The sequence below is a fragment of the Paenarthrobacter sp. PPS72 genome (assembly GCF_048537125.1).
Classification (GTDB): domain Bacteria; phylum Actinomycetota; class Actinomycetes; order Actinomycetales; family Micrococcaceae; genus Arthrobacter; species Arthrobacter nitroguajacolicus_E.
This window is the reverse complement of the sequence record NZ_JBLYIE010000005.1, coordinates 16,337-35,017: the sequence shown is the minus strand read 5'-3', so window position 1 is coordinate 35,017 and position 18,681 is coordinate 16,337. Positions and strand designations below refer to the sequence as shown.

At 62.4% G+C, this 18,681-nt stretch carries 19 protein-coding genes and 1 pseudogene; 3 read left to right on the top strand and 17 right to left on the bottom strand.

All coding sequences use genetic code 11. The features are described from left to right. Positions 1–82 precede the first annotated feature (82 nt). Positions 83–1,057: an AraC-like ligand-binding domain-containing protein gene (locus ACLRGI_RS02960; protein WP_419200236.1), complete on the top strand. Its 975-nt coding sequence runs from the start codon at positions 83–85 to the stop codon at positions 1,055–1,057. A 6-nt stretch (positions 1,058–1,063) separates the two neighbouring features. On the opposite strand, the gene ACLRGI_RS02955 is transcribed toward ACLRGI_RS02960, so the two are convergent. From ACLRGI_RS02955 to ACLRGI_RS02930, 6 genes are all read right to left on the bottom strand, one after another. Further along, positions 1,064–2,425, bottom strand: a complete 1,362-nt coding sequence (locus tag ACLRGI_RS02955; RefSeq protein ID WP_419200235.1) for an MFS transporter — start codon at positions 2,423–2,425, stop codon at positions 1,064–1,066. An 86-nt stretch (positions 2,426–2,511) separates the two neighbouring features. Further along, entirely contained in the window at positions 2,512–5,526 is a 3,015-nt protein-coding gene (locus tag ACLRGI_RS02950; RefSeq protein WP_419200234.1) for an AAA family ATPase, read from the bottom strand. Continuing rightward, the gene (locus ACLRGI_RS02945; RefSeq protein ID WP_419200233.1) at positions 5,523–6,713 is read right to left on the bottom strand and encodes an exonuclease SbcCD subunit D; all 1,191 of its coding nucleotides are present in this window, start codon (positions 6,711–6,713) and stop codon (positions 5,523–5,525) included. Before ACLRGI_RS02945 ends, ACLRGI_RS02950 begins: the two co-directional genes overlap by 4 nt. A 68-nt stretch (positions 6,714–6,781) precedes the next feature. Next, positions 6,782–7,708: an aquaporin gene (locus ACLRGI_RS02940; protein WP_419200232.1), complete on the bottom strand. Its 927-nt coding sequence runs from the start codon at positions 7,706–7,708 to the stop codon at positions 6,782–6,784. A gap of 241 nt (positions 7,709–7,949) precedes the next feature. After that, on the bottom strand, positions 7,950–8,294 hold the full coding sequence (locus ACLRGI_RS02935; RefSeq protein ID WP_419200231.1) for a DUF202 domain-containing protein: 345 nt from the start codon (positions 8,292–8,294) through the stop codon (positions 7,950–7,952). A gap of 2 nt (positions 8,295–8,296) precedes the next feature. Next, positions 8,297–8,653, bottom strand: coding sequence for a YidH family protein (locus tag ACLRGI_RS02930; protein ID WP_419200230.1), 357 nt, complete (start codon positions 8,651–8,653; stop codon positions 8,297–8,299). An 81-nt stretch (positions 8,654–8,734) separates the two neighbouring features. On the opposite strand from ACLRGI_RS02930, the gene ACLRGI_RS02925 reads away from it, so the two are divergent. Beyond that, positions 8,735–9,805, top strand: coding sequence for an ADP-ribosylglycohydrolase family protein (locus ACLRGI_RS02925; RefSeq protein ID WP_419200229.1), 1,071 nt, complete (start codon positions 8,735–8,737; stop codon positions 9,803–9,805). 15 nt (positions 9,806–9,820) lie between these two features. On the opposite strand, the pseudogene ACLRGI_RS02920 reads toward ACLRGI_RS02925, so the two are convergent. The 5 genes and pseudogenes from ACLRGI_RS02920 to ACLRGI_RS02900 form a co-directional block, all read right to left on the bottom strand. Further along, positions 9,821–10,207, bottom strand: a pseudogene (locus tag ACLRGI_RS02920) (DUF4395 domain-containing protein); the annotation flags it as partial. An 8-nt stretch (positions 10,208–10,215) separates the two neighbouring features. Beyond that, complete coding sequence (locus ACLRGI_RS02915) at positions 10,216–11,226, bottom strand: 3'-5' exonuclease (RefSeq protein WP_419200228.1); 1,011 nt, start codon at positions 11,224–11,226, stop codon at positions 10,216–10,218. A 96-nt stretch (positions 11,227–11,322) separates the two neighbouring features. Then, entirely contained in the window at positions 11,323–12,009 is a 687-nt protein-coding gene (locus ACLRGI_RS02910) for a hypothetical protein (protein ID WP_419200227.1), read from the bottom strand. Continuing rightward, entirely contained in the window at positions 12,006–12,938 is a 933-nt protein-coding gene (locus tag ACLRGI_RS02905; RefSeq protein ID WP_419200226.1) for an ABC transporter ATP-binding protein, read from the bottom strand. The genes ACLRGI_RS02910 and ACLRGI_RS02905 overlap by 4 nt, the downstream gene beginning before the upstream one ends. Further along, positions 12,935–13,336, bottom strand: a complete 402-nt coding sequence (locus tag ACLRGI_RS02900) for a GntR family transcriptional regulator (protein ID WP_419200225.1) — start codon at positions 13,334–13,336, stop codon at positions 12,935–12,937. Before ACLRGI_RS02900 ends, ACLRGI_RS02905 begins: the two co-directional genes overlap by 4 nt. A 130-nt stretch (positions 13,337–13,466) precedes the next feature. On the opposite strand from ACLRGI_RS02900, the gene ACLRGI_RS02895 reads away from it, so the two are divergent. Next, positions 13,467–14,228 carry a DedA family protein gene (locus ACLRGI_RS02895; protein WP_419200322.1) on the top strand — a complete coding sequence of 254 codons (762 nt, stop codon included), beginning with the start codon at positions 13,467–13,469 and terminating at the stop codon, positions 14,226–14,228. Between the two features lie 73 nt (positions 14,229–14,301). Here ACLRGI_RS02895 and rdgB read toward each other — a convergent pair whose 3' ends face one another. From rdgB to clpS, 6 genes are all read right to left on the bottom strand, one after another. Next, a complete protein-coding gene (rdgB, locus tag ACLRGI_RS02890) occupies positions 14,302–14,961 on the bottom strand; it encodes an RdgB/HAM1 family non-canonical purine NTP pyrophosphatase (RefSeq protein ID WP_419200224.1) in 660 nt (219 codons plus the stop codon). After that, positions 14,958–15,716 (bottom strand): ribonuclease PH, encoded by a 759-nt coding sequence (gene rph / locus ACLRGI_RS02885; protein ID WP_011775233.1) that lies wholly within the window; start codon positions 15,714–15,716, stop codon positions 14,958–14,960. The genes rdgB and rph overlap by 4 nt, the downstream gene beginning before the upstream one ends. A gap of 59 nt (positions 15,717–15,775) precedes the next feature. Further along, complete coding sequence (locus ACLRGI_RS02880; protein ID WP_419200223.1) at positions 15,776–16,573, bottom strand: MBL fold metallo-hydrolase; 798 nt, start codon at positions 16,571–16,573, stop codon at positions 15,776–15,778. Then, positions 16,570–17,640 carry a glutamate racemase gene (murI, locus tag ACLRGI_RS02875; RefSeq protein ID WP_419200222.1) on the bottom strand — a complete coding sequence of 357 codons (1,071 nt, stop codon included), beginning with the start codon at positions 17,638–17,640 and terminating at the stop codon, positions 16,570–16,572. The genes ACLRGI_RS02880 and murI overlap by 4 nt, the downstream gene beginning before the upstream one ends. An 85-nt stretch (positions 17,641–17,725) precedes the next feature. Beyond that, on the bottom strand, positions 17,726–18,292 hold the full coding sequence (locus tag ACLRGI_RS02870; RefSeq protein WP_419200221.1) for a DUF2017 domain-containing protein: 567 nt from the start codon (positions 18,290–18,292) through the stop codon (positions 17,726–17,728). Further along, complete coding sequence (gene clpS, locus ACLRGI_RS02865; RefSeq protein WP_419200220.1) at positions 18,285–18,647, bottom strand: ATP-dependent Clp protease adapter ClpS; 363 nt, start codon at positions 18,645–18,647, stop codon at positions 18,285–18,287. Before clpS ends, ACLRGI_RS02870 begins: the two co-directional genes overlap by 8 nt. Between the last annotated feature and the right edge of the window lie 34 nt (positions 18,648–18,681).

The window sequence follows — 18,681 nt, the reverse complement described above, 5'->3', positions numbered from 1 at the left end:
AATCGTGGGCAAGCTCACGTCCGCGTTATCGGCATTCCGGCCCGGAGGCAACGGCGCCCGGGGGCCATTGAAAGGGAGTTTGATGACCGTCGCGGCTGATACGGGCCCCGCAACCGTGGAAACCATCGTGGCGGAGTCGTTCCAGGAATGGAGCAAGGCAATCTCCACCTCTTTCGTGCCCCTGCAGGCCACGGGGCCTCGCAGTTCTTCGCTCCAAGGCGCAACCTTCCACGGCATCATGCGGGCCCGGGTGCTGGGGCAGATTTCCGTGGTGGAGATTACGGCCGGACCCCATACCGTCCTGCGTACATCGGAGCTGATTGCCAAGTCCACAGGGCGCTTTTTCAAACTCAGCATTCAACTCGCTGGATCGGGTCGCCTGGTTCAGGACGAACGCGAAGCTGTGTTGCGTCCCGGTGATCTCGCCATCTACGACACCTCCCGCCCGTACCAGCTAACGTTCGACGACGACTTCCGCACCTTGGTGCTCATGTTCCCGCATGTCCTGCTGGACTTGCCGGCGGAAGCCATGGGCCATGTCACCGCCTTGCGGATACCGGGCGACGTCGGGTTGGGCGAACTTATCAGCCCCTTCCTGGTAAAACTGGCAGACAACCTTGAAGCCCTCTCCGGCACCAATGGCCTACGGCTGGTTCACAATGCCTTGGATCTGGTGACCACGCTCTTCAACGGTGAACTCGACCAACTGATTGATAGTGGCCGGGATCCGCATCTGTTGCTGTTGGGCCGGATCCACGACTACATAGAGGCCAACCTCGGTGACCCGGAGCTCTCCCCCGGCACCATCGCGGCAGCCCACTACATCTCCACCCGGCACCTGCACGACCTCTTCCAGGAAATAGGGACCACAGTGGCTTCCTCCATCCGGCAACGGCGGCTCGAACGTTGCCGCCGCGACCTCAGGGACCCGGTCCTGGCCGACCGGCCGGTCACGGCCATCGCTGCGCGGTGGGGTTTCACCGACGCCGCCCACTTCAGCAGGATCTTCCGCGCATCCTTTGGCAACTCCCCCACCGGCTACCGCAACCAGCCGTAGCAGCAGCTATGCCTGGGGCTTGCGCTTCATCACCAAGGACGTCACGACGCCCAGCAGTAATAGGCCGGTCGCAGCAGCCATCGAAACCACAAATGCCGCACCCGGGCCTTGCGTTTCAGCCAATTGCCCGGCCAGGTAGGAGCCCAGTGCTGTTCCAGCCACTATCCCGCTGGCCAGGGCTGTCATCACCGTTGCCATGCGACCGGCCGGCGCCACCACACCGCCGATGCTAAAGACGGTGACCATGACGGGCCCCACCGGAATGCCAAGTATCAGCAGGACAAAGACCATGGGCCAGATGCCCGCCGGGAGAAGCAGCAAGAGCGACAAAACGGACATCGCCAGCGCTGCGGCAACCCAACGGGACGCCAAGCTGAACCGTTGTGGCCAGAATGCCACGGACAGTGCAGCAACAGCAGAACTGAGGCCCATTACTGCATAAAGGAGTCCGGCGATCTCGGCCGTGGCGTACTGCGCCGAGAAGGCGCTCAGCGCATTTTGCGTCGCACCGAAGAACGTTCCCATGCACACCATGGCTACCACCGGAACAGCAACCACAACCGCGGCCCAACGGTTACGCCGCTGCGGAGCCACTACGGTGGCCTGCTCTCCTTCAGGGACGACGCCGGCGCCCGCCTTCCGAGGTGCCGGCGCCACGGCATGATGGCTGGGGTGAACCGCGAAAGCAGGAACCAATGTGATAGTCATGACCGCTGCCAAGGCAAGCGGCAACCAGGGTGCCACTATGCTGGCCAGGACGCCCACCAAGGCGGGACCCAGGACGAAGGTGATTTCGTCCGCGGTGCCTTCATAGGACAGTGCGGTGTCCAGGTCAGCCCGGTTGGCTGCAACGCTCCTGCTTCCGTTGGCTGAGGACGGAGAAAGGTTGCGGGTAGTCAGTGCCATCCATCGGACACGGGCCATGGGACCCACTTGGGGACAGCTGGCTCCAGCGAGGAATGCTGCAATGAGGACCCCAGCGGCGTCACTCACCGAGCCATAGGCGGGAGTGAAGTACGCCGCAGCGAGGAGCCCCGCAACGGCAAGGGTATTGATGACCGCTGCCACGAGAAGCACAATCCGTTGTCCGGCCCTGTCAGCCAGCGAGCCGAGCACAGGAGCACCCAAGGCTGAGCCGATGCCCACCGCTCCGGCAGCCATTCCCCCGATTGCGTAGGAGTGGCTGACTGCCGTGACCAATGTCAGCGTGCCGACGGTCAGCATGGCCAGGGGAAGCCTTGCGAAAAGGCCCAAGGGCAGGAAGCCAGGTCCGGCCAATTCGGGGAGCCGCGCGAAGCGGCCCGGCAGGCGTGACGGGCGTGGGGGCGCTGCTGGCAAAGGCTGTGAAGCTAGAGAAGATTTTTCCATTAATCCGGGTTCGCTAAAGTGTGCGCATCGTCCCTCCTCCCGATGCGCGCGACCCGGTGTAACGGGTTAAGTCTATCGGATAGCTGTCAGACCGGAACGGCTTCGGCGATTCGCACGGTTGACCCATTCCGGCCCTTAACCACCTGCAGCTGATTCGTGATGCGCTGCTTCATCTCTCCAACGTGACTGACGAGGCCAACAACCCGGCCGCCGTCGCGCAGTCCCTCCAAGGCGTCCATCACTTGCTCCAGGGCTTGCTCATCGAGGCTGCCGAAGCCTTCATCAACAAACAGTGTCTCAATATCCACCCCGCCTGCCTCCTGTTGGACGACATCGGCGAGGCCAAGGGCCAAGGACAATGACGCCATGAATGATTCGCCGCCCGACAACGTGGAAGTGTCCCGGCGCTGGCCGGTCCACTCGTCTACGACTTCGAGCCCGAGGCCGGATTTTGCGCCTCTGGCAGCCCTGGCGTCAGTATGTTGCAGCGTGTATCTGCCGTCGCTCATGGCTATGAGCCGCTCAGAGGCAGCGATGGCCACTTGTTCGAGGCGTGCCGCCAGGACATAGGTGTTCAGGCTCATCCGGTAGCTGTTGTCGCCCGATCCCCTCACGGTATCAGCCAACTCAGCCAGCATATGCGCCCGGTGTCGCGGCCCCCGTCCGGCTTGTGCCAAGGTTTGGTACTCCCTCCGGAACCGGGCAACAGCCTCCGCAGATTTCCCGGCAAGGCCCGCAGATAAAGCGGTGGCCCGTGCAACATCGGCGGCATCGGAAGCAACCAGCTTCGATTCCACAAGTTCAGCTTCTCCCAAGGGAAGTTCGCCTATGCTGGCTTCCTTGGACGCGAGGACCAGGTCCTCACTGGCAAACAACTCATCCAGCCGGGATGATTCAGCGTCGAAATCTGCGAGGTCTTTTTCAAGGCCCACAACATCGGCCGGCGAAAGGATTTCCCGGCGGGCTTCATCAGCCGAGGCGAATCCGGATTCAGGCAAGGCCTTTGCAAGCGATAAGGCGGCGTCTTCCCGGGCTTGTTCTGCTCGTTCCAGTTGAAGGTCTGCATCCGCCGCTGCTTGCAGAAGCTCCCGCTCAGCCGTGAGAGCTTCCAACCGCTCGCGCAGGCTCGGGAAGTCGCCCTTCAAGCCAGCCAGGTCCGTTTCGAGGGCAACACACTGCTCCTGGAGCAGGCGAACAGCGGATGCCGCCTGTTCCGCCGCATTCAAGGAGGCGTCGTGTTCTTCCTGCGCCAGTGCGATGCGCTTGGTAAGGGCCTCCTGCCGGGCACGAAGCTTCTCCAACGAACCGGCGGCCTTACGTGCCTCCGAGGCAGCTTTTTGGGAAATTCCCCGTCGGGACTCTGCTTCAGCAGCATCGGTAGACCCTCCCTGGGCTACGAGTCCGGCAAGCACCTGGGCTGCGGAGGAAACTTGCCCGGCGAGGAGCTCCGAGGCCTTTTCGCTGGCCTCAAACCGTTCCCGGGCTTCCTCCTCTTCTTGGGCAAGGGAGAGTGCTGAGCGCATGGCTTGGGCGGGGTTCGGGTGCTCTTCGCTTCCGCAAACTGCGCACGGCTTACCGCTCTCCAGCGACGCCGCCAGCTCCCCTGCCGCATTTGCCAAACGCAGTTCGCGGATGTCGAGCCACTGCTGGCGAAGGTCCTGGGATGCGGTCCGGGCTTGGAGATGCTTCCCGGTGACCTCGTTCAACTCGCGGGTTGCCGTTTCGTGGCGGGCCACGATCCGAACCAGCTCGGCCGCCACCTCGGCATCGCGTTCCAGTTCTGCCAGTTGGGCGGCCAAGGGCTCCAGCGGCCGGATCTGTGACTCGATAGCGGTGACGTCTTCGCCCAGCTGTTCCAGTTTTGACGTTGTGGCTTCGGCAGCAGCCTGATGTTCGGCCACTTGACCTCGTTTGGCCTCAAGGCGTGCCGTGATCTCTACCAAGCGCTGCTCATCAGGCAGCCGGGCCTCAAGGACTGCACCACTCGCCTTGACGGCTTCCAAGGCAGCGGCGGTCCCCGTTGCGCCTAATCCTGCCGCGTCAAGTTTCTCTCGGAGGCTTGCCGTCCGCGCTGCGGCGGCCTGGAATTTACGCGCTGCGGCATCGACTGCTTCCAGGTGGCCGCTGAGAACAGCGGCGCGTCGGTGCTTTCCGAGCGTTTCCTTGTTCTCCAGTGCCCGCGGGGCTGCCAGTTCAAGCAGGACCCGACGCTGCATCGCGGCGCCGAGGCGCCCATGCCGGAGTGCCTTCTCCTGTGCCTCTTGGAATTGTTGCAACAGGCGGCTGGACAAGGCCTCTGCTTCAGCGGACTCATCCAGTCGTCGCTTCCATTCAGCTTTGACTTCTGCTTCCACGCTGGAAAGCCATGCCTCAGGCTCCTGCCCTGGCTCCTCTACCTCGATTGGAGTGGCAACAGCGGCAAGACCCAGCTGCTCCTGCTCCGATGCGACCCGGTCAAGGAGTAACTGCAGCTCTGACGCGCTCTCCTGCACAGCACGGGAGGCCTCGGCCGCTTGTTGTACGAGTTGGCGTTCAACAGCTTCAAATCGTTGGGTGCCGAACAATTTCTGCAGGAGGTCCAGCCGATCGCTGGCCTTGGACCTCAGGAAAGCGGCAAAGTCCCCCTGCGGCAACATCACCACCCGGGTGAACTGCTCCCGGTCCATCCCGAGGACGTCTGCGAGCTCGGCACCTACCTCGTCATTCCTGGAAGATTTCTCTTCCCAGCTTCCGGCCACGCGTTCCCTGAGGAGTGTCTTGGCCTGTTGGGTGGTGAAACCATTGCGGCCGCGGGCGCTGGGCCGATCCCACGCCGGAGACCGCGTCACTTCAAAGCGGCGCCCCCGCGCGGAGAACTCACAGACCACGCGCGGCTCTGCACCTGGCGCGGCGTGGTCGCTTCGTAGCCGTTTGCCGTCCTGGCGAGCGCCGGGTACGGACCCGTACAGGGCGAAACAAATGGCGTCCAGAATGCTGGTCTTCCCTGCCCCTGTGGCGCCATTGAGGAGGAAAAGGCCCTGTGCGCTCAAATGGTCGAAGTCAATGTGCTGCGGCGTTGCAAATGGACCGAAGGCTTCGATGTCCAAACGGTGAATTCTCACAGCTCGGCCTCCTGCAACCGGACAGCTTCGAGTGCTTCGCGCAGCGCAGCTTCTTCTGCGTCGCCGGCGGCGCGGTCCCTGACGTGTTCCAGGAATCCACAGCAGACTCCGAGGTCGTCTTCGGCGGCGGCAAGCCGACTGCTGTAGGTGGTAGAGGTCCGGGGCTCTGCACCTTGGGGATCGAAAGCGAGGACCAAGGTGTCAGGGAAACGGGTCCGCACCCTCTCCATGGCCTGAGCAGGCCGTTGTGAATCCGTTAACGTGATCTGGCAGTAAGCATTCTCTGCCCACGCATGTACTTCGTCGGCCAGCAAATCATTCAGCGTTCCACGCAACGTGGCAAGGGACTTGGGGGCCTCCCATATGACTTCCTCAACAGAGACCAGTCCGTCAGCACCAACGTCCACCAGCCAGGCACCTTTGTGGTGTTTGGCCTCCGAGAATGAATAGGCCAAGGGCGAACCGGAATACCGGACGTTGGGTGCCAACTCCTGCCTGCCGTGGAGGTGGCCCAGTGCGGTGTAGGCGAAGTCCTCAAAGAGATCCAGGGGAACTGCGCCCAAGCCTCCGATGCTTAGGTCCCGTTCGCTCTCAGAGGTGATGCCGCCGCTGGCAAACGTGTGTGCAAGGACAATCGGATAAACGGGTCCTGCTGCGCGGCGGGCCTCAACATCCCTCCGGATCCGATCCACTGCCGCCAAAGTGACATCTAAGTGGTTGGCGTTTTCAGCGCCCAGACGCTCGGCCACAAGCCGGGGTTCAAGATAGGGAATCCCGTAGACGGCGATCTGGCCGGCGGCTGTGCGATTCTTGCCACGGCCAACAACTCCAAGGGGGAAGGGGATCGGTACATGCAGGTCCTCTACGCGCGTCCGCAGGTGTACTCCTCCACGCTCCAGCAAGCGGGAAGCAAAGCCCAACCTGATGGCGGAGTCGTGGTTGCCACTTGTCAGTACAACCGCAGCCCCGGCCTGCGTGATACGCACCAGGGCATCATCCAGCAGCTTGACAACGTCCAGCCCGGGCAACGCGCGATCATAGACATCGCCGGCTATCAGCACCACGTCAACAGACTTTGATTCGACCAGCGATACCAACTGGTCCACGAAGTCGCGCTGGGCTTCAAGCATGCCAACGCCGTGGAATGACCGGCCAAGGTGCCAGTCGGAAGTGTGAAGTAACCGCATATTCTCAAGTTAACCGGGGGCACCGACAATAAAGCGCAGGCGAGCCGTCCGCCGTCGATCCCGTGCGGTTATTTGCCCTTCTTGCCGTCGAAGAAATCACGAGCGTCATCATTGACCGGCACAGCAGGCACAGGCCCGGCAACATCAGCGTCGGATTTCGCAGCGGCTTCCTTGACCTCCACGTCATCGGCCGGCTCATCATCGGCATCGAAAGCGTCGTTAACGGCATCGAAGCCGCCCGGGAGGTCGCCGGCGACTGGGGACTGGGACAAGCCCTGGAAGCCACGGAAGGCGAGGCCGGCAAGGGCGGCGCCCATCAGCGGAGCCACCCAAAAGAGCCACAGGCCCTCAATCGCCCATGACGAGCTGAAGAATGCCTGGGCTGTTGCACGTGCGGGGTTGAAGGGAAGGTTTCCCAGGACCTGTCCAAGCTGCAACAGAACGGCCATGGAGAGGCCTACGGCGAACGGGGCCATGCCGGGAACCGCACGTCGGCCGGCAGTGGCGCCGAGGAACACTGCCACAATGAGGGCGGCGCCAAGGACTTCAACCAGCAGAACTCCTGCCATTTGAGTTTGCGCGGAAGCGTGCTCGCCAAAACCCGGGGCAACAACGTCGAATGCCGCCCTGGCATCCGTGAGAACCGGAACGGTGGTCACCACAAAGTAGATCAATGCAGCACCAACAACACTGCCGATGATTTGCGCGGCCACGTAGGCTACGGCGGCCACAGCCCGGATCCGGCCGGCAATCAGATTGCCCAAGGTGATCACAGGATTGAAATGTCCGCCCGAAACATGGCCAAAGGCCAGCATTGCCACTGTGACCGCAAGGCCTGTCGCGAGAGCCACCGGCAAGGGAGCTCCGCCTGGATTCGAAAAAATCCCGACTCCCACCGCGGCAACCACAACGAACATCGAACCCAAAGCTTCAGCCGACAGCCGGGCCGCCAGTCCAGGTTGGGGGTCTGGTGTGGCCTGTACAGGAGAGGTCATGTTCAAGGAGTCCTTACGTTGATGTGGATGCCGGTGACCGGCCTCGTAGCGCACTGCACGCTGGTGCTGCAGAGGGTAGTTCACGCTCAAAGCCACGGATTATCTTTCCAGCAGAGTCTGGGCGGTTGCTGAATCCCGCCTTCGAGCTTATCCGCCCGCAAGCTTATCCAGCCACAGCCCTCATGGCCCTGAACCCTATCCGGCCGAATCTCTGTCCACCCGAGACTTATCCGTCCGAAACTTATCCACCCAGGGCAATGGCTGCGATGGCGGTGGCGCCAAGGCCCATCACCGCCAGCGTGCTGACCAGGACAAGCCTGGCCGAGGCAGCCTCGTTTCCAACGTGGAGTTGGCGTGAGCGAACCCAAACTACGGACGCCAGCACTATGGTGGCTGCGGCTGCCATGAGAGCGCAGATCCCTTGGTAATCAAGCCCGGGAAGGCCGGCGACGAGGTTGCCGGTGGAGGGTTCGGACATTAGCCAGCTCCGCCAGATAAACAAGTCCACCACTACCAACGAGATCAGCGTCCGGCGCCATGCCAAGGTGGTGCGCTCAGGCTGCAACCCGGGGTCGCGGACTTCCACGCTTACCGCGCCACCAATATCAGCACCGCGAAGGCGAACGCCGCGACGGCGACCACAATGGTCATGAACAGCATCACCCGGGAGAACGGGAGGGCTTGATCGTTGCGCATCGCCGCTTCCATCTGGCCCCAACGGCGGTAGGAAAGTGCCGCCAGGCCCGCCCCGACCAGAGCCAGCAAGACGCAGAGGACCAGCCTGACAGGAGTGGGCGCGATGTTCGGGGCCAACTGGTCAACCGCAACCGCTCCGGCAAGCAGGGCCAGGGACGTGCGGATCCAAGCGAGGAAGGTGCGTTCGTTGGCAAGGGAAAACCGGTAGTCGGGCGTCTTGCCCATCCGTCGCCAAGCAGGTTCACGCAAAATGTCACTCCAAGTATTGTCAGTGCCGGGCAGCTTCCCCACCATATCAGCGGCGGTTCACTGGCAGGGTAAGTTACTGGCATGAGTGTTGAGCCCAAATCCCCCGCTGTTCCTTCCTTCGAATCCCGAGTCCACGGCTCACTTCTGGGAGGAGCCTTGGGTGATTCCCTTGGTTATGCCGTGGAGTTCGACTCCATAGCCGCGATCCGGGCCCGCTACGGTTCCGCAGGCCTGACGTCATTCGGGCAGCTCAACGGAGGCAGCCATTTCTCGGACGACACGCAAATGACGTTGTACACCGTTGACGGCCTGGTGGAAGCCCTCGAATGGGCAAACGATGGTGTAGCTGCGGACGAGATTGCCTGCCTTTGGCTCGCCTACCTGCGCTGGCTCGCAACCCAGGACGTCGCTGTTGCTTCCTCCGCGCCCGTGCCGCAGCCGCGTTGGATCGACGCCCAGGACGTCCTGCGTCACCGCCGCGCACCCGGAAATGCCTGCCTCAGTGGCTTGGCAACGGGCGAGATGGGGACAGTTGCGCGTCCGGTCAATGCCGACTCCAAGGGTTGCGGAACTGTGATGCGTTCAGCCCCGTTCGGACTTATTCCCCACATTTCACGGGAAGCGGTCTACAAACTCAGCTCGGACGCCGCCTCGCTGACGCACGGACACCCTTCTGCGCGACTCAGCGCAGCAGCCTTTAGCTTGCTGATCCACAACATCGTGGCCGGAAGCGATGTCCGCGGCGCGGCCACCGAGGCCCTCAGCTATGTCACCGGCGTTCCTACCAAAGCACCCGAGCTGGCGGAGCGGCTGGAAGCCGCCCTGCAGTTGTCCGTGGCGCCCACTCCGCTGGATCCCGAAGAACTGACATCAACGCTCGGGGAGGGCTGGGTCGCCGAGGAGGCCCTCGCCGTCGGGCTTTACGCTGTGCTGGTTACCAAGGGCAGCACGCCGACGGAGCATTTCAGGAACGCCATAGCCGTGGCTATCAATCACAGCGGCGACAGCGACTCCACCGGGTCCATTGCCGGAAACATCCTTGGGTCCTACTACGGCGAAGATTGCTTGCCGGCCGATTGGCTTGAGGCTTTGGAGGCCCCGGAGGTCATTCGCGGCATGGCGGAAAGATTGCTTACCGTCACCACCGGCTAAAGGCCGCCCCTTCGGTTGGCGGAGCGTCACGTTATTGCACGCCTCGCACACGTCCTCAGGATGAGGCCGCGGCGCTGCATGAAGCCAAAGATCGCGCATCCGAGGCAGAAGCCCACAAACGCTTCCAGCGAAGCCGCCACGATCAGCGGCGCCAGCAGAACCCAGGCGGCGGGCTGGAAGCCGACGAGAAACAACAACGACGGCGGCAGTGGTCAAGGCGGCGCCGATCCCTTGCGCGAAACGCTTGGGTGGTCCGGCAACAAGCTTGACGTGCCCGATCCGGGGCGCCAACATCTTCACTGACAGAAGTGCGAACGGGGAGATCCGTGGGCCAAACAGCACACGGAGCCAGAAACCTACAGCCAGTGCAACCAAGCCCCAAGCCCAGCCGGTCAGCCCTGTGGTGGGGGTTACGCGCCGCCCACCATCTGCAGGAACTCACCTTCGGACACAACCTCGATTTGTTGGCCCTTGGCATGCAGTTCCAGGACCCGTTTGGCTTTGCCTGTGAGCCGGCCGGCACGAAGGTCGCCGGCCACGAAGCCATCACCCACAATCAGCACAGTGGTGCGTGCCGTGACCCGGCTTTCCGGACGCGCCCCCATGTCCGCTGCCCGGGATTTAGCTTCCGGCCTGGTGATGGCGAGGTCGCCGGTGAACACCACGGTCTGGCCGAAGAGCGGATGTCCGGGTTCCGCGGCGGGGTTCGGCAAAGGGTTGGGCCCCTCCTCCGGCCAGGTCGTGAAACCGCCGGGGACGCCCAATGCCCGTTCAAGTGTTCGTTCCGCGAAGCTTCCGGTCTTGGCGGCGAGCGCGGACATGGTCGCTTTGGAAAGACCTTGCGCCGGATCGAATGCCGGTTGCTTCGGCAGCTTCAGTCCGAGGGAAAGGTAGAGTTCGGCGATGCTGTTGGCGTTGTTCCGGCGGGCAATGTCCACCAGGATCCCAGCGCAGGCACGTGCGTCTTCCGCGGCGTCGTGGTGATTGACCAGTGGAACTCCGGCTTCCTCAGCGGCGTAGGGCAGGGAGTTGGACACCAGTGAATAGCAGCGGCGGGAGAGCATCACGGTGCACACATAGTCATAGGCCGGCCCAGCAAGACCGGAGACTTCAAGGCCTGACCGGATAACGCCGAGGTCGAAGGCTGCGTTGTGGGCGGCAAGTACGTCGTCCCCGATGAAAGCGCCGATTTCCGGGAACAGTTCTCCGAAGCGGGGACGGCCTGCAACGTCTTCGGCGCGGATGCCGTGGATGCGCGTGTTGTGGAACTCGAAGTGATCGTGGTTCTCGGGCGGGCGCATGAGCCAGGAGGCTTCCTCTACTACTACTCCGCCGCGGACTTTACTGAGGCCCACCGAACACGGCGACCCCCGGAAGCCGTTGGCTGTTTCAAAGTCGATCGCCGTAAAGTCCAATGCCACTGGTCAAGGTTACAGCGGGAAAAGGCCGCCCTTGCCGATTTCTGCGGCGGGGCGGCCCTTCCGGCGTGCAGTGTGGCCAACGCTACATTCCGCTGCCTACGGGGTGGCCCTGCGGAGGGTCGCATACGAACCTGCCGCCAGTACGACGCACAGCAGCGCAGCCCACCCGCTGATACTCAACGGCGTCTGCTGGGCGAACCAGCCTCCAACGTGCCCCCATCCTTGAAGCAAGGTGGTGAGGGCGCCGACACCGATCAGGGCTACTGCGGTTCCCAGGGTCGAGACCAGCGTTCCGGTGGTGCCCCAGCGCTTGAAGATGGTGGCGAACCAGAATCCGATGATGAACATGAACATCATCAGCACGAAGAAGAATGCCGCTGTGGAGTACCAGGGACCATCCGTGACCCACGGGATGGTGAAAAAGAACCCGTATACGCCCCAGCCGTTGGTCGCCCGTTCAATGACACCGCCCAGCATGTACAACACTGTCATCCCGACCGCGATAAGCGAGAAGATGCCAAGCGTTCCCAGGTAGAACGCCCGCCGGCTGATGCTCAGGCCCTGGGAGAAGGGGAACGCCAGAGTCATACTCTGGATTCCAAGGACCAGGAAGTACCACAGGGGCGCCTGGCTGCCTCCGCCGTACTTGCCCTCATTGACGGGAATGAGTGCGAAGATCGCGAGCGACATCAGGAAGGATGCCGCCAGGATGGTCAATGGCCATCCGATGTACGTCCATTTATTGATCAGTTGCATACGGGCAACTGCCACCGTCCTGCTCATCGCCTTGCCTCCATCGTGTCATCGGCGAAGTCTCCACTGCCTGTTGCTGTTGCGCCCGCCCCGGCCATGGTTTTCCGCACCACCAGCTGCTGCAACGAAACGGGCGAAAGTTCAAGGCCCAACTCCTGGGCTTCGGTGCGTTCGCGGCCGCTTAGTACCTCGTCAACCGTGACCGAGGCCAAAGAGCCCAGCGTTTCGCGGTGCAGAATCCGGCGGCCGGCCAGGAAGGTGTCAACCTTGTCCGCCGAACCTGAAACGGTAACGGCCGATCCCCGGATCTCGTCGGCATCGGCGTCCATGATGATCCGCCCTCGGTCGATCACCACCACGTGTTCAAGGAGGTTCGCCACCTCGTCGATCAGGTGTGAGGAAAGGATGATGGTGCGCGGGTGCTCGGCGTAGTCCTCTACCAGGCGGTCGTAGAACAATTGCCGGGCGACGGCGTCGAGACCCAGATAAGGCTCATCGAAAAACGTCAGTTCTGCACGCGAGGCGAGACCAATGATGACTCCGACGGCGGATAGCTGACCGCGCGAGAGCTTCTTGATCCGCCGTTTGACGGGGAGCTGGAAATCTTCGGCCAGGCGGTCAGCGAACCCTTGGTCCCAGTTCTTGTAGAAGAGCGCAGCGGAGCGGAAGGCGTGCTGCGGCTGGAAGTCGTCCGGGTATTTCTGAGACTCCCGGATGAAGCAGATCCGGGACAGTACGGCGTCGTTCTCGTAGGCGCTGGCGCCGAAAACGAGGGCTTCGCCGGAGGTTGCGAAGGCCTGGGCGGTGAGGATGGACATCAACGTGGTCTTGCCCGCACCGTTGCGTCCAAGCAGGCCGTAAATACGGTTCGCCGAGAGGCTGAGGTTGACGTTGTCCAGAGCGTTGAGGTCTTTGTAATGCTTGATCAGGTTACGGGCCTCGACGATGGTGTGGTTCACAGGGCCGCGCTCCTTTCCTTATCAATCCCGGTTTCCGGGACAAGCCCGGAGCTGCGTTCAATCATGGAATTCAGCTGCTCTGTTGTGATGCCCAGCTTTCGGGCCTCCAATGCCAGCGGCTTGACGTACTGCTCGAAGAACTCTTCAGTGCGGCGTGCTACCAACTGGGCGCGCGCTCCTGTGGCAACGAACATCCCTATCCCCCTGCGTTTATAGAGAATTCCTGAATCCACCAGGAGATTGACGCCTTTGGCGGCAGTCGCCGGGTTGATGCGGTGGAAAGCTGCGAAGTCATTGGTGGAAGGGACCTGCGACTCTTCAGCCATGGTCCCGTCCACGATTCCGTTCTCGATGAGTTCGGCGATCTGCAAAAAGATCGGTCTGCTGTCATCGATCATGAGCGCGATTGCCTATCTGGTTCATTACTCATGTAGGTAACCATATAACCGGCAAGCGGAGTGTCAAGAGGCTGCTCCGAAAAATACGACGGCGGCCGTCAAGTAGGCTTGATGGGTGATCTTTTCTGCGATAAGCGACCTTGCCGTATCCACATTCGGGGGCGCGGGACCGGTTTCGCCGCCTACGGCTTCGTTCCTGCCGGACTGGCTGAACCCCGACGTCTTCCTCCGCGATTCCCCTTTGGGACCGTGGGTGGTCCTTCTGGTCTGCGCCATTGTGTTTGCAGAAACGGGCCTTCTGGTGGGGTTCTTCCTGCCCGGAGACTCCATGCTGTTCACGGCCGGGCTTTTGGTCTCCACGGGCGCCATCGAGTTCAATCTGTGGGCCATGTGCGCCATGATCATCGTCGCTGCCATCATCGGCAACCAAACCGGCTACCTCATTGGGTCCAAGGCCGGTCCAGCTATCTTCAATAAGCCGGATTCGCGGCTGTTCAAGAAGGAAAATGTGGAGAGCGCCCATGCGTTCTTCGAAAAGCACGGCGGCAAGGCTTTGATCCTGGCGCGGTTCGTTCCCATCATCCGCACTTTCGTGCCGGTGATCGTGGGTGTTGCTCAGATGGATAAGCGCAAATTCTTCCTCTTCAACGTGATCGGCGCGGTCCTCTGGGGTGGCGGTGTAACCCTGCTTGGCGCATGGCTTGGCCAGTTCGAGTGGGTTGGCAACAACATCGACATCATCTTCATCGTCATTGTGCTGATCTCGGTCATCCCGATCTTCATTGAGATCGGCCGTGGATTCATGGCAAAGCGCCGGGCAGCGGTGGAAGGCACCGACCCTGTGGAGGAATTCATCGAGGAGCACGAGGGCGGCAAGCACAGCGAGCACTAGGCTCCGCGGAGCGCCCAACCGCAAAGAAAAGCACCCCGCAGTGGCGGGGTGCTTTTCTCGCCGTTCAGAGGAACTAGTTCGAGCCGGCCTCGGACAAAGCCTCCACAATCGCGGGCAGCAAGGCGCGGAACGCCTGTCCCCGGTGGCTGATGGCGTTCTTCTCCTCGGAGCTGAGCTCGGCACAGCTTCGGTCCATCCCGGCGGGTTGCAGCACGGGGTCGTAGCCGAACCCACCCTCGCCGCGGGGCTCGCGCAGGAGCGTCCCCTGGAGCTGGCCGTACTCCACGGTTTCGCGGGCAATGCCCTCGTGTCCCGGGACCGCCAGCGCAGCTGCGCAGACGAACGCCGCGCCGCGGAACGAGTCCGGAACGTCAGAAAGCTGCGCCAGCAGCAAGTTCAGGTTGGCGACGTCATCACCGTGCGTTCCGGACCATCGCGCAGAAAAGATTCCCGGAGCCCCGCCAAGGACATCAACAGCCAATCCCGAGTCGTCGGCGATGGCTACCAGGCCCGTCGCTTCCGCAACGGCCCTGGCCTTGAGAAGGGAGTTCTCGGCGAAGGTGACACCGGTTTCGGCTACGTCCGGGGCACCTGCCGCAGCGGCGTCCACCACCTGGGTGTCGACGTCGAGACCTGGTACCTGCCCCCTGAGCAATTCGCGGAGTTCTTTCAGCTTGCCCTTGTTGTGTGTTGCCAGGACGAGGCGCGGAGCTGCGGCCGCTGCGCCGCTCACGGGGCCTCAGCCAGCGTCTCGCGCTGGATGGCGGACAGCTGCGTGGTGCCGAGGAGGGCCAGGTCAAGCAGCGCGTTGAGCTCGTCGCGGTCGAACGGAGCACCTTCGGCAGTCCCCTGCACTTCCACGAATTTGCCCGAACCGGTCACTACAACGTTCATATCGGTCTCGGCACGAACATCCTCCACGTACGGAAGGTCGAGCATCGGAACGCCATCGATGATTCCCACCGAGACTGCCGCGATAGTGTCCACCAAAGGCTCTGCGTTGCGCGCGATGAGCTTGTTTTCACGGGCAAAACGGATGGCTTCCGCCAGCGCCACGTAGGCACCGGTAATCGCAGCGGTGCGCGTACCGCCGTCGGCCTGCAGGACATCGCAGTCCAGAACGATCGTGTTTTCGCCCAGCGCCTTGGTGTCGATGATGGAGCGCAACGAGCGGCCGATAAGCCGCGAGATCTCGTGCGTGCGTCCACCGATCTTGCCCTTGACCGATTCGCGGTCTGACCTGGTGTTCGTGGCGCGGGGAAGCATGGCGTACTCGGCCGTGACCCAGCCGCGGCCTTCTCCTTTGAGCCAGCGGGGCACGCCCTCGGTCAGCGAAGCGGTGCACAGGACCCGGGTGTTGCCAAACTCGATCAGCGCCGAGCCCTCGGCCTGCTTGGACCAGCCGCGGGTGATGCTGATGGGTCGCAGTTGGTCGGGGGTCCGGCCGTCGGCGCGGATGACGGGGGTGGCTGTAGCTTCAGAAGTCATGGTTCAAGCTTAGCCATGCTGACCACTTTAGCCCGACGCCTCGTGGAGCGGGAGTGCAGCTAAATGGTGTAGTGGACTCCGGCAACGGCAACAGCGACGTCGCCGGTGAAAACGGGCTTGGCCTCGGACAACACCTTGGTCTGCGAAGTCCACACGGGGATGTGTGTCAGGAGAAGCCGCTTGGCACCGGCATTCATGGCAGCTTCGCCGGCGCGCTTACCGGTGAGGTGGACGTCCTTGATGTCGTCGTCCCTGCCCTCCTCAAAAGCCGCCTCGCACAGGAACAAGTCTGAGTCCCGCGCGGCATCTTCGAGTCCCTGACAGGAATCGGTGTCCCCCGAATACGTCAGGACCTTGGTAACGGAAACCCCGTCTTTGCCCGGTTCCGTGGCAGTGACCCGCAAAGCGTAAGCCTCTTCAACGGGGTGATTCACCGCGAAGGGGGTCACAGTGAAGGGACCCACCGTGACGGGCTTGAGCTCGGTCCAGTTGGTGAAGTCGAATTCCTCATGCATGCCGGGATCGAGGTCCAGCCCATAAGCCGTGGCCATTCTGTCCGCGGTGGCCGCCGGCCCCCACACCGGCAGGCGGTCCCGACCCCATCCGCCGGGCTTCCACCTGACCGCGACGTGCAGGCCGCAAAGGTCCATGCAGTGGTCGGGGTGCAGGTGGGTGAGGAAGATCGCGTCGATGTCTTCAAGGTCCGTATAGCGCTGGATGGCACCCAAGGCTCCGCTGCCCAGGTCCATGACGATCTTCCACTCGCGCTCACCGTCGTGAGCGGTCACCAGGTAACACGACGCCGGCGAGCCAGGACCGGGGAATGAGCCTGTGCAGCCCACGATGGTCAGCTTCACAGGCCACGTCCCATGGTTGTTCCGGCGCCGTTCGCAAGGGTGTCCTCGGGCTGGACGAAGTACGAGCGGCGGGACAGTCCGGCTCCCGATCGTGCCGCTTCCAGCATCTCGGGAGTGATTCGGGCCAGGCTGCCTGTGGGGTACTGGGCCGCCACATGGTCCACGTGCTTCACGGAGAGGACTTCCGGCCCCAGGAAGCGGCGGGCCAGGGTCTCGAACTGCGTAGCATCGCCGGTGGCTATGAATTCGTGGCTGGGTGCCTGCGTTTCCATGCGCTGGATGCCATGGGTGGCCAAGGCACGGTAGACGTCCTTTGCAGTCTCTTCGGCACTGGAGACCAGCGTGACGTCTTCGCCCATGACGAATGAGATGACGCCGGTAAGCAGCGGGTAATGCGTGCAACCCAGGACTACAGTGTCCACTCCGGCGTCCTTGAGGGGCTCCAGATATTCATTGGCGGCGGCCAGGAGATCCGGGCCGGTGGTGATGCCGGCCTCCACGAAGTTCACGAATGCGGGGCAGGCCACGGACGTGATGGTCAGGTCCGGAGCGGCAGCAAAAGTGTCCTCGTAGGCCCTCGACCCCACAGTGGCGGAGGTTCCGATGACGCCGATCTTGCCGGAGCGGGTAGCCGAGACGGCGCGCCTGACTGCGGGTTGGATAACTTCGATGACCGGAATGCCATAACGCGCCGTATAGCGTTCCCGGGCATCTCGGAGCACCGCGGCGGAAGCGGAGTTGCAGGCAATGGTCAACAACTTCACGCCTGAATCGACCAGTTCGTCCATAACGCCCAGCGCGTTTGCCCGGACCTCGGCAATGGGCAGTGGACCATAGGGGCCATTTGCGGTGTCGCCCACGTACAGGATTGATTCGTTGGGGAGCTGATCGATGATGGACCGCGCCACAGTCAATCCACCCACGCCTGAATCGAAAATGCCGATTGGACGTTTCCCCATGAGTTCGCCGTTGCCGATGGTGGCGCCACTGCCCAATGCGCCATGTGGTGAACCCGATGCTGAAGTCATAATTATTCGAGAATAAGGCTTCCCGTGGTGTGCGGCCATTACCTGTGGTCTCCGCCTCGTGTCTGATGCGTCACAGGACAGCCGGAATTTTCACAGGGAATAGAGTAGCAACCCGCCGGCCGGATCAGGATTTCGCCTGCCTTGCGGCCATCATCGCCTGCACCAAGGACTCCTGGAGCCACGTAGTGAAGTTATAGACGAGGGCAAGGTAGCTCTCCACGTCCTCCGCCTGGCTCCAATCCTGCATGCTGTGGATGTGCTCGGCATCCGCCTCATCGCGGATGTCCAGGCGTTCGGCCAAAACCAGCCGGACGTCGTTCAGTGCCATTGACCAACGCCTGGCGTCCTCGGGCGTCAGGACAAGCTCGTTTTTGTCCAAGCCCAACGCTGCAGCCCTCAAGGCGCCGATTTTGTTCTCCCGAACAGAGCGTTCGGTGAGCTGGCGGAACTCCAGCGAGCCGCCGTCGTCGTCCTTCATGACGTTCGGCAAGAGGCGCAGCAGGGCTCGGTCACTGGGCTGCTTGACGTCCATGTCCAGGCCGATCAGCGCTGCCAGCGGGTCTTCGTTCTCCCGGACATCCGACTCCAGCATGGAGATGACGTCGTCCAGCAGCCCGCGCAGGAGGTCGCGTTCCGCCGGCTCCAAGTATCCGCTGATGCCCTTGAGCCCGTATTTGAATGCCTTAGCCACGCTGGCGGCCGCCCTTCCCGGGTGTTTCGTTGCCGCTTGCGGCCTTCTCCACAGTGGCCCAAAGACCAAAACCGTGCATGGCCACCGCGTGCTGCTCCACCTGCTCCTTGCTGCCGTGGGCAACAATGGACCTGCCCTTCTTGTGGACCTCCATCATGAGCTTGTGGGCTTTGGACTCGGAGTAGCCGAAGTAACTCTGGAACACATAGCTCACGTAACTCATCAGATTCACGGGATCATTCCAGATCACGAGGTTCCAGGGGATATCAGGGGCTGTCAGGACATCGGTGGACGACTGCTCTTCAGCTTTCGTCCGCTCATCGATGTCCGTGCCATACGCAACGCTAGGGCTCATCTGTCCATTCTATGGCGGCTCGCACTAGAGTGAA